The organism is Paenibacillus sp. P36 (assembly GCF_045866505.1).
Taxonomy (GTDB): domain Bacteria; phylum Bacillota; class Bacilli; order Paenibacillales; family NBRC-103111; genus Paenibacillus_E; species Paenibacillus_E chondroitinus.
In genome coordinates this window covers 8575540-8588700 of the sequence record NZ_AP038372.1, presented here as the reverse complement: position 1 = coordinate 8588700, position 13161 = coordinate 8575540, and the positions used below count along the sequence as shown (strand labels likewise).

At 47.2% G+C, this 13161-nt stretch carries 12 protein-coding genes; 7 read left to right on the top strand and 5 right to left on the bottom strand.

The window, feature by feature from the left end:
* The first annotated feature begins 49 nt into the window (after positions 1-49).
* The 3 genes from ACKTT9_RS37725 to ACKTT9_RS37715 all read left to right on the top strand — a co-directional run bounded on the left by ACKTT9_RS37725 (position 50) and on the right by ACKTT9_RS37715 (position 1059).
* The gene (locus tag ACKTT9_RS37725) at positions 50-445 is read left to right on the top strand and encodes an HAD family hydrolase (protein WP_407869970.1); all 396 of its coding nucleotides are present in this window, start codon (positions 50-52) and stop codon (positions 443-445) included.
* Positions 446-469: 24 nt separating this feature from the next.
* Positions 470-688, top strand: coding sequence for a helix-turn-helix transcriptional regulator (locus tag ACKTT9_RS37720; RefSeq protein ID WP_315954431.1), 219 nt, complete (start codon positions 470-472; stop codon positions 686-688).
* A gap of 170 nt (positions 689-858) precedes the next feature.
* Entirely contained in the window at positions 859-1059 is a 201-nt protein-coding gene (locus ACKTT9_RS37715) for a cold-shock protein (RefSeq protein ID WP_126140957.1), read from the top strand.
* Positions 1060-1448: 389 nt separating this feature from the next.
* Here the strand turns inward: ACKTT9_RS37715 and ACKTT9_RS37710 are convergent, their stop codons facing one another.
* The 5 genes from ACKTT9_RS37710 to ACKTT9_RS37690 all read right to left on the bottom strand — a co-directional run bounded on the left by ACKTT9_RS37710 (position 1449) and on the right by ACKTT9_RS37690 (position 8142).
* A complete protein-coding gene (locus ACKTT9_RS37710; protein WP_157318381.1) occupies positions 1449-2765 on the bottom strand; it encodes an ABC transporter substrate-binding protein in 1317 nt (438 codons plus the stop codon).
* Positions 2766-2916: 151 nt separating this feature from the next.
* Positions 2917-4515 carry a response regulator gene (locus ACKTT9_RS37705; protein WP_407869969.1) on the bottom strand — a complete coding sequence of 533 codons (1599 nt, stop codon included), beginning with the start codon at positions 4513-4515 and terminating at the stop codon, positions 2917-2919.
* Entirely contained in the window at positions 4493-6244 is a 1752-nt protein-coding gene (locus ACKTT9_RS37700) for a sensor histidine kinase (RefSeq protein ID WP_407873189.1), read from the bottom strand. The genes ACKTT9_RS37705 and ACKTT9_RS37700 overlap by 23 nt, the downstream gene beginning before the upstream one ends.
* Before the next feature lie 87 nt (positions 6245-6331).
* The gene (locus ACKTT9_RS37695) at positions 6332-7183 is read right to left on the bottom strand and encodes a carbohydrate ABC transporter permease (RefSeq protein WP_157318378.1); all 852 of its coding nucleotides are present in this window, start codon (positions 7181-7183) and stop codon (positions 6332-6334) included.
* A complete protein-coding gene (locus ACKTT9_RS37690; RefSeq protein ID WP_407869968.1) occupies positions 7180-8142 on the bottom strand; it encodes a carbohydrate ABC transporter permease in 963 nt (320 codons plus the stop codon). Before ACKTT9_RS37690 ends, ACKTT9_RS37695 begins: the two co-directional genes overlap by 4 nt.
* Before the next feature lie 221 nt (positions 8143-8363).
* Here ACKTT9_RS37690 and ACKTT9_RS37685 point away from each other — a divergent pair, with 221 nt between their 5' ends.
* From ACKTT9_RS37685 to ACKTT9_RS37670, 4 genes are read left to right on the top strand one after another with little or no spacing between them, the layout of a single operon-like run.
* The gene (locus ACKTT9_RS37685) at positions 8364-9335 is read left to right on the top strand and encodes a YbhN family protein (RefSeq protein ID WP_407869967.1); all 972 of its coding nucleotides are present in this window, start codon (positions 8364-8366) and stop codon (positions 9333-9335) included.
* On the top strand, positions 9332-10792 hold the full coding sequence (locus tag ACKTT9_RS37680) for an alkaline phosphatase family protein (protein ID WP_407869966.1): 1461 nt from the start codon (positions 9332-9334) through the stop codon (positions 10790-10792). The genes ACKTT9_RS37685 and ACKTT9_RS37680 overlap by 4 nt, the downstream gene beginning before the upstream one ends.
* On the top strand, positions 10785-11534 hold the full coding sequence (locus ACKTT9_RS37675; RefSeq protein WP_407869965.1) for a glycosyltransferase family 2 protein: 750 nt from the start codon (positions 10785-10787) through the stop codon (positions 11532-11534). Before ACKTT9_RS37680 ends, ACKTT9_RS37675 begins: the two co-directional genes overlap by 8 nt.
* On the top strand, positions 11531-13066 hold the full coding sequence (locus ACKTT9_RS37670) for a nucleoporin-interacting protein (RefSeq protein WP_407869964.1): 1536 nt from the start codon (positions 11531-11533) through the stop codon (positions 13064-13066). The genes ACKTT9_RS37675 and ACKTT9_RS37670 overlap by 4 nt, the downstream gene beginning before the upstream one ends.
* The last annotated feature ends 95 nt before the right edge of the window (positions 13067-13161 follow it).

Below are 13161 nucleotides of genomic sequence, written 5' to 3'. Positions count from 1 at the left end.
TTTAGTGTTATATAAAAGAAAACCTACATAAGGGAGCAGGGAAACGAGAATGACTTTGAAAAATGCTTTTGACGATGTGAAAAAGTTTCACCAGACCTTTGAGCACCCGGTAGGCACGACGCCGCAGCGCTTGTCGGAGAGCCGCAAGGCAGCTCGCTTGGCTTGGATGCAGGAAGAGCTGGACGAGTTCAAAGAGGCGGCGACACTGGAAGATGAAGTGGATGCCATGATTGATGAGTTGTACTTCGTGTTGGGTACCTTAGTTGAGATGGGTGTCGAGCCAGGGCCGATTTTTGACATCGTGCATCACGCCAACATGTCCAAAGTGTGGTCGGACGGTCTAGTCCATAAGAACGAATTTGGCAAAACCATTAAGCCTCCCGACTGGCAGGACCCTTTCGACAAAATTAGAGCAGAAATTCGCAGGCAGATGGACGATAAATAAGTTTTCAGTGGAGGAGGAAGAGGCATGTTATTTCATACCAGGCTGAAAGAGCTGAGACAACAGCAAAATCTAACGCTGCGCAAACTTGGCGAGAAAGCGGGCGTCAGTTATTCCATCCTGAATGCCATCGAAAATGGTCGAATACAACCGTCGAATGATGTCGTAATTGCACTAACAATTGCCTTGAAAATAGAGGATAAAGAGGAACTCTTATCCTTAGTAAGAAATGCCTCTGAAGGGTAATTGCATTAGCCAAATATGTGTGGTACAGTATTAATAGTCTTTGGGGTAAAACCTGAATTGCTTATTGCAAAGGGTTATCATTTTAGTCTGTGAAACCTTTTCCAATGTGTAATTTTTTTGTTCGAAACAAGAAAAAAGACATGTTAATTAAAACTTTGGAGGTATTACCCATGGCAGTAGGAACAGTTAAATGGTTTAACGCAGAAAAAGGATTTGGCTTTATCGAAGTAGAAGGCGGCAACGATGTATTCGTACACTTCTCCGCAATTCAAGGCGAAGGCTTCAAAACTTTAGACGAAGGTCAACAAGTTGAGTTCAACGTTGTTCAAGGCAACCGCGGACCACAAGCTGAGAACGTTGTAAAGCTGTAAGCTTTTGCTTGCATAGATAGCAGTTCGGAGAACAACTCTTAACATTATGTTAAGAGTTGTTTTTTTTGCCGTTGGGAACTGCGGGGCGCTATTTTCATGAAAAATGGCGTTTTTCACCCGGGAGGGAACTGGGTTCCGCTATTTTGCAATTTCACCTGAAAACAGGCATCCGCAGGTCATTGGCCCGCCTCACAGATGCTGACCGTACGAGGCATTTTGCGATGCGCTCCGAGGCCTGAAGAGGGTTTGTCCGCTACTGTGTAATAAACAGAACAGAGACGTGCTCAGACGCCTCTCAGGAGGCGCCCGTGCCATGCAAAAGGGCTGCCCCTCGAGTAGATGATCTACTTCAGGGCAGCCCTTCTTGGTGTTTATCTATCTATGGGAATTTATTGATACTCTTTCGCCTTTTTCACTAGCTCGTCATAAGCAGCTTCCGGGGTAACTTTGCCGAACATGACTTTCTCGCCGATCGTTTTGAAATCCTTCGCTGTGTAGTTGCTCCAGCCTTTAGCCCCGGCATTGAAAGGTTGAGCGTCAGGAGCTACGTTTTTAATAAGCTCAATTTGCATTTTATCCGCAGGGGTGAGTTTCGGTGTTAAATACTCGAGCATTTTCTTGGAAACCGGCACGCCCCGTGTTGTGGTTAGGATATCTGCTGCTTCGCTGTCATTCACGAACCAGTCGATGAACTTCTTGGATTCTTCGGCATACTTGGAATCCGCGCTCACAGACCAGAACATGGAAGGCTTCAGCCAACCGCTGGATTGCACGCCTTTTGGTTGATTCACAAGGGAATAAACGTTAGGTTTTACAGCCTCATAGCCAGGCAGCAGAGCAGCGAAAGTACGCTTCATAAATACGTTGTCATTGTTCATGAGATCAAGCTTTGCATCAGACTCTTTATCCGTGGTCGCAATTTCTGCCGGAGGAATGACACCAGCTGTGCGAAGCTCGGCATATTTTTTAACAAAAGTCAGATAGGTGTCTTTGTCGATGTTGAATTTGCCGTCTTCCGTAATCGGATAGCCTTTGCCTTGGCTCAGTTGATAAGCGGTGTAGACTGTATAGTCCGATGTTGCGTCCATTAAGACATATTTATCTTTTTCCAGTTTGGCTTTGGCATCTTTACCGAATTGGAAATATTCGTCCCATGTCCAGTTATTTTTAGGTGGCGTGATTCCGAGTTTATCAACCGCATTTTTGTTATAAATCATGCCGGTTGCGTTATTGCCTAAAGGGATCGCGTAAAGTTTATCTTTGTACTTGCCTGAGTCTACGAGCGACTTGTCGATATCTTCGGTGTGAATGCCTTTGGATAAGTCAGCAAGTTGGTTTCTGCCTGCATATTCGGAAAGCCAAGCCGGGTCCATTTGAATGATATCAGGCGCATTTTTGGCGGCTGCTTGGGTAGCAAGCTTATCGGCGTAGCCGTCGAATCCCGAAAATTCCGGTTCGAAGGTTACATTCGGATGTTTTTTCGTATAAGCATCCAGTGCTTTAAGCGTAGCATCGTGTCTTGCTTGTGAGCCCCACCATACAATACGCAGTTTCACAGGTTGCGTGCTTGCGGCGTTCGGCGCTGTCGTTGCAGCTGTGCTGCCTCCTGCTGTACTTGCTTTATTCCCAGAACCGCATGCGCTTAAAGACAGCGCTATCAAAGCAGTCATGCTGAGCATGCCCCATTGTCTCATCTGCATTTTCATTGATAATCCCCTCTCGCTGGCTAGTCGTCCCTACAATCTCATTATAGGATTAACGGAAAAAATGAAGAATGATAGTAATGAACACACTTCTTTCACTTTTGATCACAAAATAACAAAGCACAAAACATATGCTTGATTTGGCGAAGGATGGTTATCCGCTTTTGCCCACTTCGCTTGGACTCATACCTGTATACTTTTTGAAAATAGAGCTGAAATAAGGGACGTTCTTGTACCCGACCTTCTCAGAAATTTCATAAATGAGATGTTTGCCTTCGGCCAGTAGGGCCTGCGCTTTCTTCATTCGAACCTGAATCAGGTAGTTGGTGAACGTTTCGCCGGTCGATTTTTTGAAAATCTGGTTCAAATAGTTCCGGGATAAGTACAGCTTTTTCGACATATCTTCCAAGGATACCTCTTCGGCATAGTGGTCATGCGCATATTGAATCATGAAATCGACAGCTTCTTTATGCTTCGAATTCTCATTCCAATGCCGGCTGGTGGCGATGATATGAATTTTGGCGCGCAGCCACTCTTGCAAGTGGGTTGTCGTTTGAATTTTCATGATTTCCGACGGCAGATGCATGTCCGGAAACAGTTCATCCAGCACAATGCCAACGCTGTACAGGGAATAGGCGAAGATCGTCCATAACTCTGTGCATAGATACTGTAAGTAAGCAGGCGTTATCGTTGGTGTTTGCTGCAATTGATGAATATAGGCATCTACAATTTGCGAAGCAGTCTCTTCCTTTGAATACACAATGGCCTCCGCAAGCTCCTGATAAAACTTGATTGGCCGAATCGCCAAATCCGATGGCAGGGAGGTTGGTTTGCCTGGCTGCGGAGTCATCGTTTGCTGGAGCAGATCCAGGAAAGCTTCCTCGGTGGAATCGGATATTTCCTGCCAAGTTGTTTTCATTTGACCTATTCCGATCCGGATGTTCAGTTTAAGATACATAAGCACACAGTCAGTAATCCGATTGCCGATGGCATGAATACGGCTAAGGGCTGCGTCAGTAGGCTCCGAAGGCTCAATATGAAACATGATCGCAGCATGATGGCTGTGAAGTTCGATGAAGTCGGATTCAGGCCAATCTTCCGATAAAATTTCCTGAATGATATTAGCCAGCGCAAAACGGAATAGATTCCAATCGATTAGCGACAGGTTTGCCGTGCGTATTGTGCTCATCAGCTCAATGCCCATGACAAGGTGGTGGCGATGAATCCAGTGCTGCTGCTCAGCGGGAGGGAGATTTAGGCCGGAAACCTTATGGGACGTCCCCGTCATGACCGACTTCAGCCATTCCTGCTGGCCGAATGGTTCATAGAGCATCAGCTTTTTTCTAATGTCTTCTTGTTCCATCTTGATCAGCTCTTTGGCTTCCAGTTCTTTAATGACTTTCTCCAGCACAGTCCGAAGCTCATCTACGGTAACGGGTTTGGATAAATAGTCGCTGACGTGAAGCCGCAATGCTTGCCGTGCATATTGGAAATCGGTATACCCGCTCAGGATAATAATCTCCCCTGGAAAGTTCGCTTCCCGGAGTTTTTCAATCATTTCAAGCCCGTTCATCACAGGCATATAAATGTCCGTAATGACGATGTCCGGCTGGGTTTGGCTGATGATCTCCAGCCCCTCGGCGCCATCGCTGGCCTCGCCTGCGAATTCGGCGTCAATAGCTTCCCAAGGAATCGCCTTTTTCATGCCTTCGAGCACTTGAAAGTCATCGTCAATGATGAGTATTTTCCACATAATACCGCTCCTCTACCTGTTCTTTGTATTGGATTTGTGGCAGCAGAACCGTGACAAGCGTGCCATTGCCTTTGGAACTGGTCATTTGGACGCCGTAGGGAGGCCCGAAATAGGCTTCAATCCGCTCCTTCACGTTGCGCACACCATAACCGCCCGTCTTTCTTACCTTCGGTTGATTCCAATCGGGACGCAGCCCGACACCGTCATCCTCAATCTGGAATTGAATGTCTTGATTGATTAACTGTATGTTTACGTGGATCTCGCCTTTTTTTCTGCCGTGGAAACCATGAATAATGGCATTCTCAATAAAAGGTTGCAGCGTTAGCCTCGGAATATAGAGCTCTCTGGCGGACTCGTCGACGTTAATGGTGAATGACAATCGGTCGCCCCAGCGGATTTGCTGAATTTGCAAATAACATTCGACATGTGTGATCTCATCAGCGATCGGAATGAGCGTCTCCCCGTTAGATAGGCCGATACGGAACATTTTGCCCATCAAGGAGAGGATTTTACTAATTTTATCTTGGCCTGAATCAATGGCCAGCCAGTTTAGTTGATCCAACGTATTGTATAAAAAATGAGGGTTAATCATCGCTTGCAGCGCTTGAATTTCCGCTTCACGCTGGCGTTTATGCTGAGCTTTCAAGGAATCCAGCAGCTCCTCAATGCGTTCCATCTGCTTGCGATAACCGTTAAACAGGTTTCCGAACTCATTGGTATAGTCTTGAGGCAAGTCTGCAGCAAAACCCCGGTCTGGCAGCTTGCTCATGAAGGCGAGCAGTAACCGGATGGGCTTGGTAAATTGTCTGGAAATAAAAAACGTGACAAAAAATCCAATAATGATAGCGGAAAGCCCTACCGTTAAAAGAATCAGTGCCAGACGGATGCTGCCGTTAATGATGTTCTTCCAAGGCGTGACCTCAACCAACATCCAGTTGGAAGGCGATTTGCTCCATACCAGTAAGGAATCGCTTTGCTGTTTGGCTGATAGATGCGTGCTTCCGGACTTTTCAGTCATGACTTTCAATTTATCCAGTTCATCAACTTGCAGGCTTTGATCCCCAATCGAGGTCATTTTCCTGCCGCTAGCATCGAATAACAGGCGGCTTCGGCCTTCCGTTTCCCCGCGAATCAGGTCTTGAATGTCCGAAGACTTCACGTTCAGCATCAGCATGCCATAGTAAATACCGGAGTTGTTGTAAAGTTTTCTCGCATAGCCGATTACATTGAGCGGACCTTTGTTAGTCTGAATCGTCCGTTCTTTAATCCAAGCGGAATCGTTATTTTGAATGTCCGGAAACCAGTCTTCTTCCCGTACTTTTTGCAAATTATAGACGCGAATAGGACCCTGCGAATCCGGCATAAAAGGTCGCTCCGTATACAAATAAATCGACTGCACCATGGTTGTGCTGTAGGTAATGCTCGCCAGCAAATTCTCCAAATCCTGCTTTCGGCGATTGCGTTCAAATAAGTCGCTTTCGAGCGGATCGTATCCGATAATATCGATGTTTCTGGAGGCCGCTAGCGACATTTGCTCTATCGAGTTTAACTGAATGACCAGGCGTTTATTTAATTCATTTAATAGATCCTGCTGATAATTAGCGGTATTGCTGGCCAGCTCGCGCGAAGTGAGGCTGTAGCTTATCCATGAGGTGACGAGCAGCAGCACGGCGATGAAGGCGGCGAAGCTGCCGAAGAACAGCCGGCCGATGCGGACACGCTTGAACATAGTAAACAAGGCTGATCCCCCTCATAAAATGCTATGAAACTGGAAAAAGGCTGCCAAATGCGCAACCTTTTTCATATTTATTTCATTTTAGCCTTTCACAGCACCAGAGGCAATGCCGTCAACGAAATGGCGCTGCGCCATAAAAAAGATGATGAGCGAAGGGATGATGGATAGAAGCGACATCGCCAGCAATTGTCCCCAAGGCAGTGCCGACTGGCTGTCCACGAACAGCTTCAAAGCAAGACCGACGGTGTATTTGCTAACCGAGTTAATATAAAGCAGGTGTCCGAAGAAGTCGTCCCAGTTCCAAAGGAAACAATAAATGGCGACCGTGACGAGCGCTGGCTTTGTAAGAGGAAGCACAATTCGCCAGTATATGCCGAACCAGTTGCAGCCGTCCATCTTGGCCGACTCATCAAGCTCACGCGGAATGCCGCGGATGAACTGCACCAGCAGGAAGATGAAGAAGGGGCCTCCAATACCTCCAGCCAAAGCATGCGGCACATAGAAGGGCAGGTACGTATTCACCCATCCCCAAGTATTAAACATGATGTACTGAGGCACCAAAGTCACTTGGCTTGGCAGCATCAGTGTAACCATTAGGATGGCAAACCAGAAGTTTTTTAGCGGAAAATCCAACCGCGCGAAGCCGAACGCAACCAAACTGCAGGAAATGACAGATGTAATAAGCACTCCGGCAATTAACTCAAAGGTATTGAGATAGAAATGGGTGAATGTAAATTTAGGAATGGCGACCCAGCCTTCGCTGAAGTTGCTCCACAGCCACTCATTGGGCAGAAGAGAAGGAGAGCTCATTTCTGCATTGGACTTAAAGGCAGCTCCGAACCACCACAGCATGGGATAGATCATGAGTAGGCTGAATATAGCCAATAAGGAATGAGTTCTAAACGATTTAGCCGATATAAGTGAGTTTCTCATTTACCTTTCGCTCCTTCTGTTTCGTAAAATACCCAGTAGCGGGACGAGGCGAAAATGATTGCCGTCACAACAGCGATTACCACGAGAAGTATCCAGGCCAGCGCCGAAGCGTAACCCATCTCATATCGGGAAAAGGCGCGATCATAGAGGTACAAAGCGTACATATAAGTCGAGTTAATCGGGCCGCCCTTTGTAATAATGAAGGCTTGCGTGAACATCTGAAAAGAACCGATGGTTTGCAGCACAAGGTTAAACAGCAGAACAGGAGACAGCATAGGCAGGGTGATACTGACAAACTGTCTTATTTTCGAAGCGCCGTCAACAGAGGAAGCCTCATATAATTCGGTTGGGATTTGTTTAAGGCCGGCAAGGAAAATCACCATGGACGAACCGAACTGCCAAGCGACAAGAATAATTAATGTTCCTAAAGCCGTCTTGGGGTTGCTGATCCAGCTGGTGCCGTTAATGCCGAGCATGCCTAGGAATTTATTGATAAAGCCGTCTATGCCGAAAATATTCTGCCAAAGAATGGCTACCGCAATGCTGCTTCCAATCAGAGAAGGCAGATAGATGAATGTGCGATAGACCGAAATTCCTTTAATTTTCTTGTTGAGCATCATGGCCACCATAAGCGCGCTAAACAGCTTGATTGGCACAGATAATACGACAAACAAAATCGTTATTTTCAAAGACTGTCGAAAAATCTCATCATCTGCAAAAATTCGCTCATAATTGCGCAAACCGATCCATTCCGGAGCGTCAAGCAGCGTATATTTGGTAAAAGAATAATACATCGATTGGATCATCGGCCAAAGTGTAAGCAGCAGAAACCCAAGGAGCCACGGGGAAATAAACAGATACCCAGCAAACGGCGACTCCCAGCGGCCTTTCAAAGTGAAGGATGATGTTATTTTTCGGGACTGAACGCTTTGTGGAGCAATACTTGTTTCAGCTTTCATCGGGAATAACCGCCTTTCGTGTCAGAACACCTTTATGCTTAGTATAAAAGCTAACAGCTCCCTGAAACATGAGAGTAATGAACACAAATCATTCACAATCGAACACTGGTAAAACATCAAATATTATCATTGACGCGTAGACGAGGCACCTTCTATAATTAGTAATGATAATCATTATCAAAAATATGTTAGAAATATTTACATAGAAGAAGGTTAAGGAAATGCCAAAGAAGCAGCTCATTCGTTTTATCGCAATTCTGCTGGTGATGTGCTCGCTTTATTTAACATGGCGATGGTTCAATTCAGAGGAATGGCTGCAGGATGTCGTATTCATTTTCCGCCAGCCTCGGTGGTTCATGTTTATGACGGGTGTTTATTTGATTTCCTTCCTATTTAAGGCGGCAGCTTGGCGGTTGTATGCAGGAACCGGTGTGCGGTTCGGTGTTTATTTCCATGCCATCAGCTATAGTTTGTTAATTAATCATGTACTCCCGATCAAAGCGGGGGACGGCGTACGCGCAGGTTTGTTTATGAAGCACGGGAAGGCTACATGGGACGAGGCGTTTCATTCAGTGGCGGTTATGCGGTTGATTGATATGCTTGTGTTAGCGGTAATAGGCGGCATCGGCATTATACGACTAGGATTGCCTTCCTCCTGGATATGGGTGACGGTTATGACCGGTGGAGCCATTTTTCTGGCGATCGCTCATTTCCTGCCTGTCATCCGCCGAATGCCATTCGTAGCGAAGCATGCAGCCTACTTTAATCTTCAAATTCTCTCGCTAAAAGGGGGCGCCATCATCGGGCTTATCACGCTAAGTTGGGTGCTGGAGGCAGGTGTAATTCACGCGGTTGTCCGTATGGTGAGTCTACAGCCGGGTGCTATCTCCCTCGTGTGGGCGAACAGCATGACGATCGCCGGTCAAATTTTTCATATTACCCCCGGCGGTATTGGTACATATGAAAGCACAATGAGCGGATCGCTCCTGCTGCTGGGCGTAGATGGAAGAGACGCGTACCGGGCGGCGCTGGTCTCGCATACATTCAAGTTCCTATTTGCATTTACATTAGGTACTTACTCCCTTATACGAATGCCTCTGCACTGGCATGAAATAAAAAATTGGATCCATCGACTTAAGCCAACTATCTCAAGAACAAGACATGGTTTTCTACGGAAGGATGACATCGTATGAAGAAAGCTTCATCATTTGAAATTGTAGCGGCCAGGTGCTGGAACCTTCTTAACGAAGGCAAACCGTTTACTCCGATTTTCGTTGTAGGGGTTTTCCTGCTCTATCACATTGGCCAGTGGTCCGATCCCGGCTTTTGGTCAGCCTGCGGCTTGGGACTTCTTGTGACCCTCCCTCTTTTTGTCCTGTATTATTGCTTCGATTTTCCGCTTTTTTTACGCAATTACTTGTGGCTGCCCCTCATTGCCGCCATGCTAGTTTGGGAATCGTCTGAATTTTTTATTTATTTATTAGCAATTGGACTGTTTTTATTTTTCACCATCTACTTCTGGGGAACTTTTTATTATCGTCTGAGAATTGGGACAACTTGGTGGAACTTTACCCGCTTTTGGAAGCTTGTTCTGAAGAATAGTGATTCGACTAGCGGCAATGCACAGGAACAGATGCCTAAGTTCTTGCTGTTGTTGTTTGTCTGGAACCATTACTATCGGCAATTTGAAAACGGTACTTCCTCCGACGTAGGCACAGGTCTGCTTTTCGCAGCCGGTTTGCTGTTGTACAGCTTTATTCTGCATCGGTACTTATTTGACTGGAAGCCCGCGGAAATTCCAACTTATACCCGTGATTCCAGTAAGGTTCAAGCTGGGGGCGAAGCACTTAATAAGAAGGTTATCGTTATCGTAGTAGACGGCATGCGCAAAGAGCGCTTCGAAGAAGCAGACGCGCCGTTCATGAAGAAACTGCGTTCGGAAGGTACGGAGTACGCTCAGATGGAGACGGTGTATCCTGCACGTACCGTTGTGTGTTTCTCCTCCATGTTCACGGGGACGTATCCACGAGAGCATGGTATTCGCTCTAATATGGTATGGAGACTGGGAATTCGGGTGGAGAGCATCTTTGATTCCCTGCGGAAAGTGGGTAAAAAAGGGCGCCTCCTCGGCATTGCTCACCTTATTGATTCCATGGGCGACGATGTGGAAAGCGTAACAGCCGTCATGCATAATGACGTTGCCGACCGCAATATTATCGAACGCGCGAAGAAAATTATGGCCGAGCAAAATCCGGATTTGCTGGTTGCCCAACTGATTGGCGTTGATCAAACAGGACACAGCCGTGGCGTGTTATATGACGACTATACGCAGAAAATTGCAGAAGCCGACAAGTTGATCGAGGAGTTCGTGGGCTGGCTGGAGGTACAGGGGATGATGGAGAACACAACGCTCATTCTTTGCGCAGATCACGGCCAAGCAGACGGCATCGGCGGTCATGGTCATCTGGATGAGGGGGAGCGTTACGTGCCTTTCTTCCTCCATGGTCCAATGATTAAAAGAGGCCACCGCATTGATGAAAAGCATTCCCTTGTTTCCATGGCTCCTACGCTCGCCTATCTGCTCGGCGCACCGTTTCCAAGCCATAGTCGAGGACCTGTACTAACGGAGGCTATTGACCAACATGACTAAGAAGAAAATTGTCGTTTTCATGCCGGCACATAACGAAGAAGAGAACATCAGCGGGGTCATTGCCCGCGTCCCGAGATACTTCCACCCCGACTATGCGGTGGAAGTGCTGGTGATCAACGACGGCTCCAAGGACCGTACGGTCGCCGTCGCCAAGGCAGCGGGAGCCGACCACATTGTGTCGTTTCCGCACAATCAAGGACTCGGCGCTGCCGTCCGCGAAGGGCTGAAGCAATGCTGCCTGCTCGGCGCCGACATTGGCATCATGATCGATGCGGATAATGAGTATCCGCCGGAACAAATTCCTGACGTCCTGGCGCCTATCATCGCTGGACGTGCGGAGTATACCTTTGGCTCGCGCTTCAAAGGGAGCATCAAAGGCATGAAGCTGCATCGGAGACTTGGCAACTATACGTTCACTCTGCTGCAGGCGATTCTTCTGCGCAGGTGGATTTACGACGGCCAATCGGGGATGCGCGGTTTCTCTCGCGACGCCATGGAGAATGCCGTCATTATTCATGATTACAACTACGCCCAGGTGCTGACGATTAATCTCGTTCGTCAAGGCTACAGGCTGGAGGAGATTCCGATCTCCTACCAAGTACGGACGAAAGGTCAATCCTTCATTAAGTTCAGACAGTACGTTTCCTCTGTTCTTCCCGCAATCTATAAGGAAATGAGACGCCCAGTCTCCAAGAAACGCCAAGCGAGTCTTCGATTGAAGCGGGATGAAGCGCGTGTATGAAGCATAAGGCAGTGAATAGTCTGCTGATGCTGCAGGCCATTGCTGTTCTCGGAATAGTGGCGTGCCTTAGCATCTTCTATGCAAGTCCCTATGTGCGAACATGGGATGAGGTGGATTTCACGCTGGCTTTAGAGCGCTTTGATCTTCTTGCTATGCAGCCTCACTTTCCAGGATACCCTTACTTTATTTTGGGTGGATGGATAATTAACCTATGGATACACAACGGGTTGAAAGCGCTATCCATCTTTAACAATTTAGCTGTATTAAGCGCCGTGCTGCCGATATTTTGGCTGGCGCGTCGTTTAAGCGGCAATGGGACGATGAGTTTTTTGCTCCCAGCTCTTGTTTTAAGCAGCCCTTATCTATGGCTGATGTCCTCGCGTCCCATGTCGGAATGTGCGGGAATGGCTTTGCTTTGGTGGTTTCTGTGGAGCGTACGTTACGCCATGGAGCGCCAAGATTTGCTGTTTCGACATGGCTTGGCACTCATGATGCTCGGTTTTTTAATGGGTACACGATTATCATTTTTTCCATTCGCTTTTGCGCTTGTACCTCTATGGCACAGCCTGTGGCAGGGACCACGCAGATGGCGCAGAGTGGGAACTGCGGCTTTGGTTGCGCTGCTATTTCAACTTCTGTGGGTAACCGGTTTGGTTATGTCCGAAGGTACATTAGCAGGCTTCTGGAAGCTGTCATTAGCCTTCGTCGAAGGCCACTTTTCCGAATGGGGCGGTGGAGTTATCTCTACACCCATGCCTATTTGGGAGCGCATAACGCAGCTATTTTTCAAAAATTTATTAGGATCTGCATTAACTGGAGGTTCAACGCTTATAGCTGTTGGTTTTGGCATGCTTGCCATCACGGCAGGCGCTGGTCGATTGCTCCTCGGAAAAGAAACGCAGAGCAGGGAGAACCAACGGTTTATATATGGACTAGTCGGCTGCGCCATTCTATACGGGCTTTGGGCATTGTTAGGTCAAAATATTGAAAAGCCACGCCACATTGTACCGCTGCTTGCCCCTATTTTCCTTCTGCTTTTTGTGCTAACTGTCCGCTTAGCAGAACGGTTGAAGACAGCCAAGCAGCCGCTTATGCGCGCTATACGTACTCTGCTGTATAGTCTGTTAGTTTGTCTGATTGTCATACAAACGATTTACGGCTCCGCGCTGCAAAAACGTCAAGCCGTAGAGGAACCGGCTGTTTACCAGCTGCATGACTATGTCCGTCAGATTCGGGAGCCTTTCGTCCTTTTTACATGGGAGGAGACGCGGGTGCTGCACTATTTGAAAGCGGACTATGACCATGAGCGGATTTATACGTACGCTTATTTTCAAGCGTTGGCAGAATCGGATTCGGGCCGGCGTGTCCTGCTGACCGACCATGTTGTACAAGGGTTTATTCAGCAGGGGAAGCCTGTAGAGGGGCACTTGAAACGGATCGCGGAATTTACTTCGGAGCCTTTGTTTGACCCCGCCTATCACGACATCATTTTATACGAATGGGTAAGCGAAAAAGACAGAAAAAGTGATTAAAAATACTTGTTGACACTTTAAATGATATTGAATATCATTATCATCGAGTAATAGACTCGGAATAAAAAATATTCTAAATATTTAAAAAATGGTTT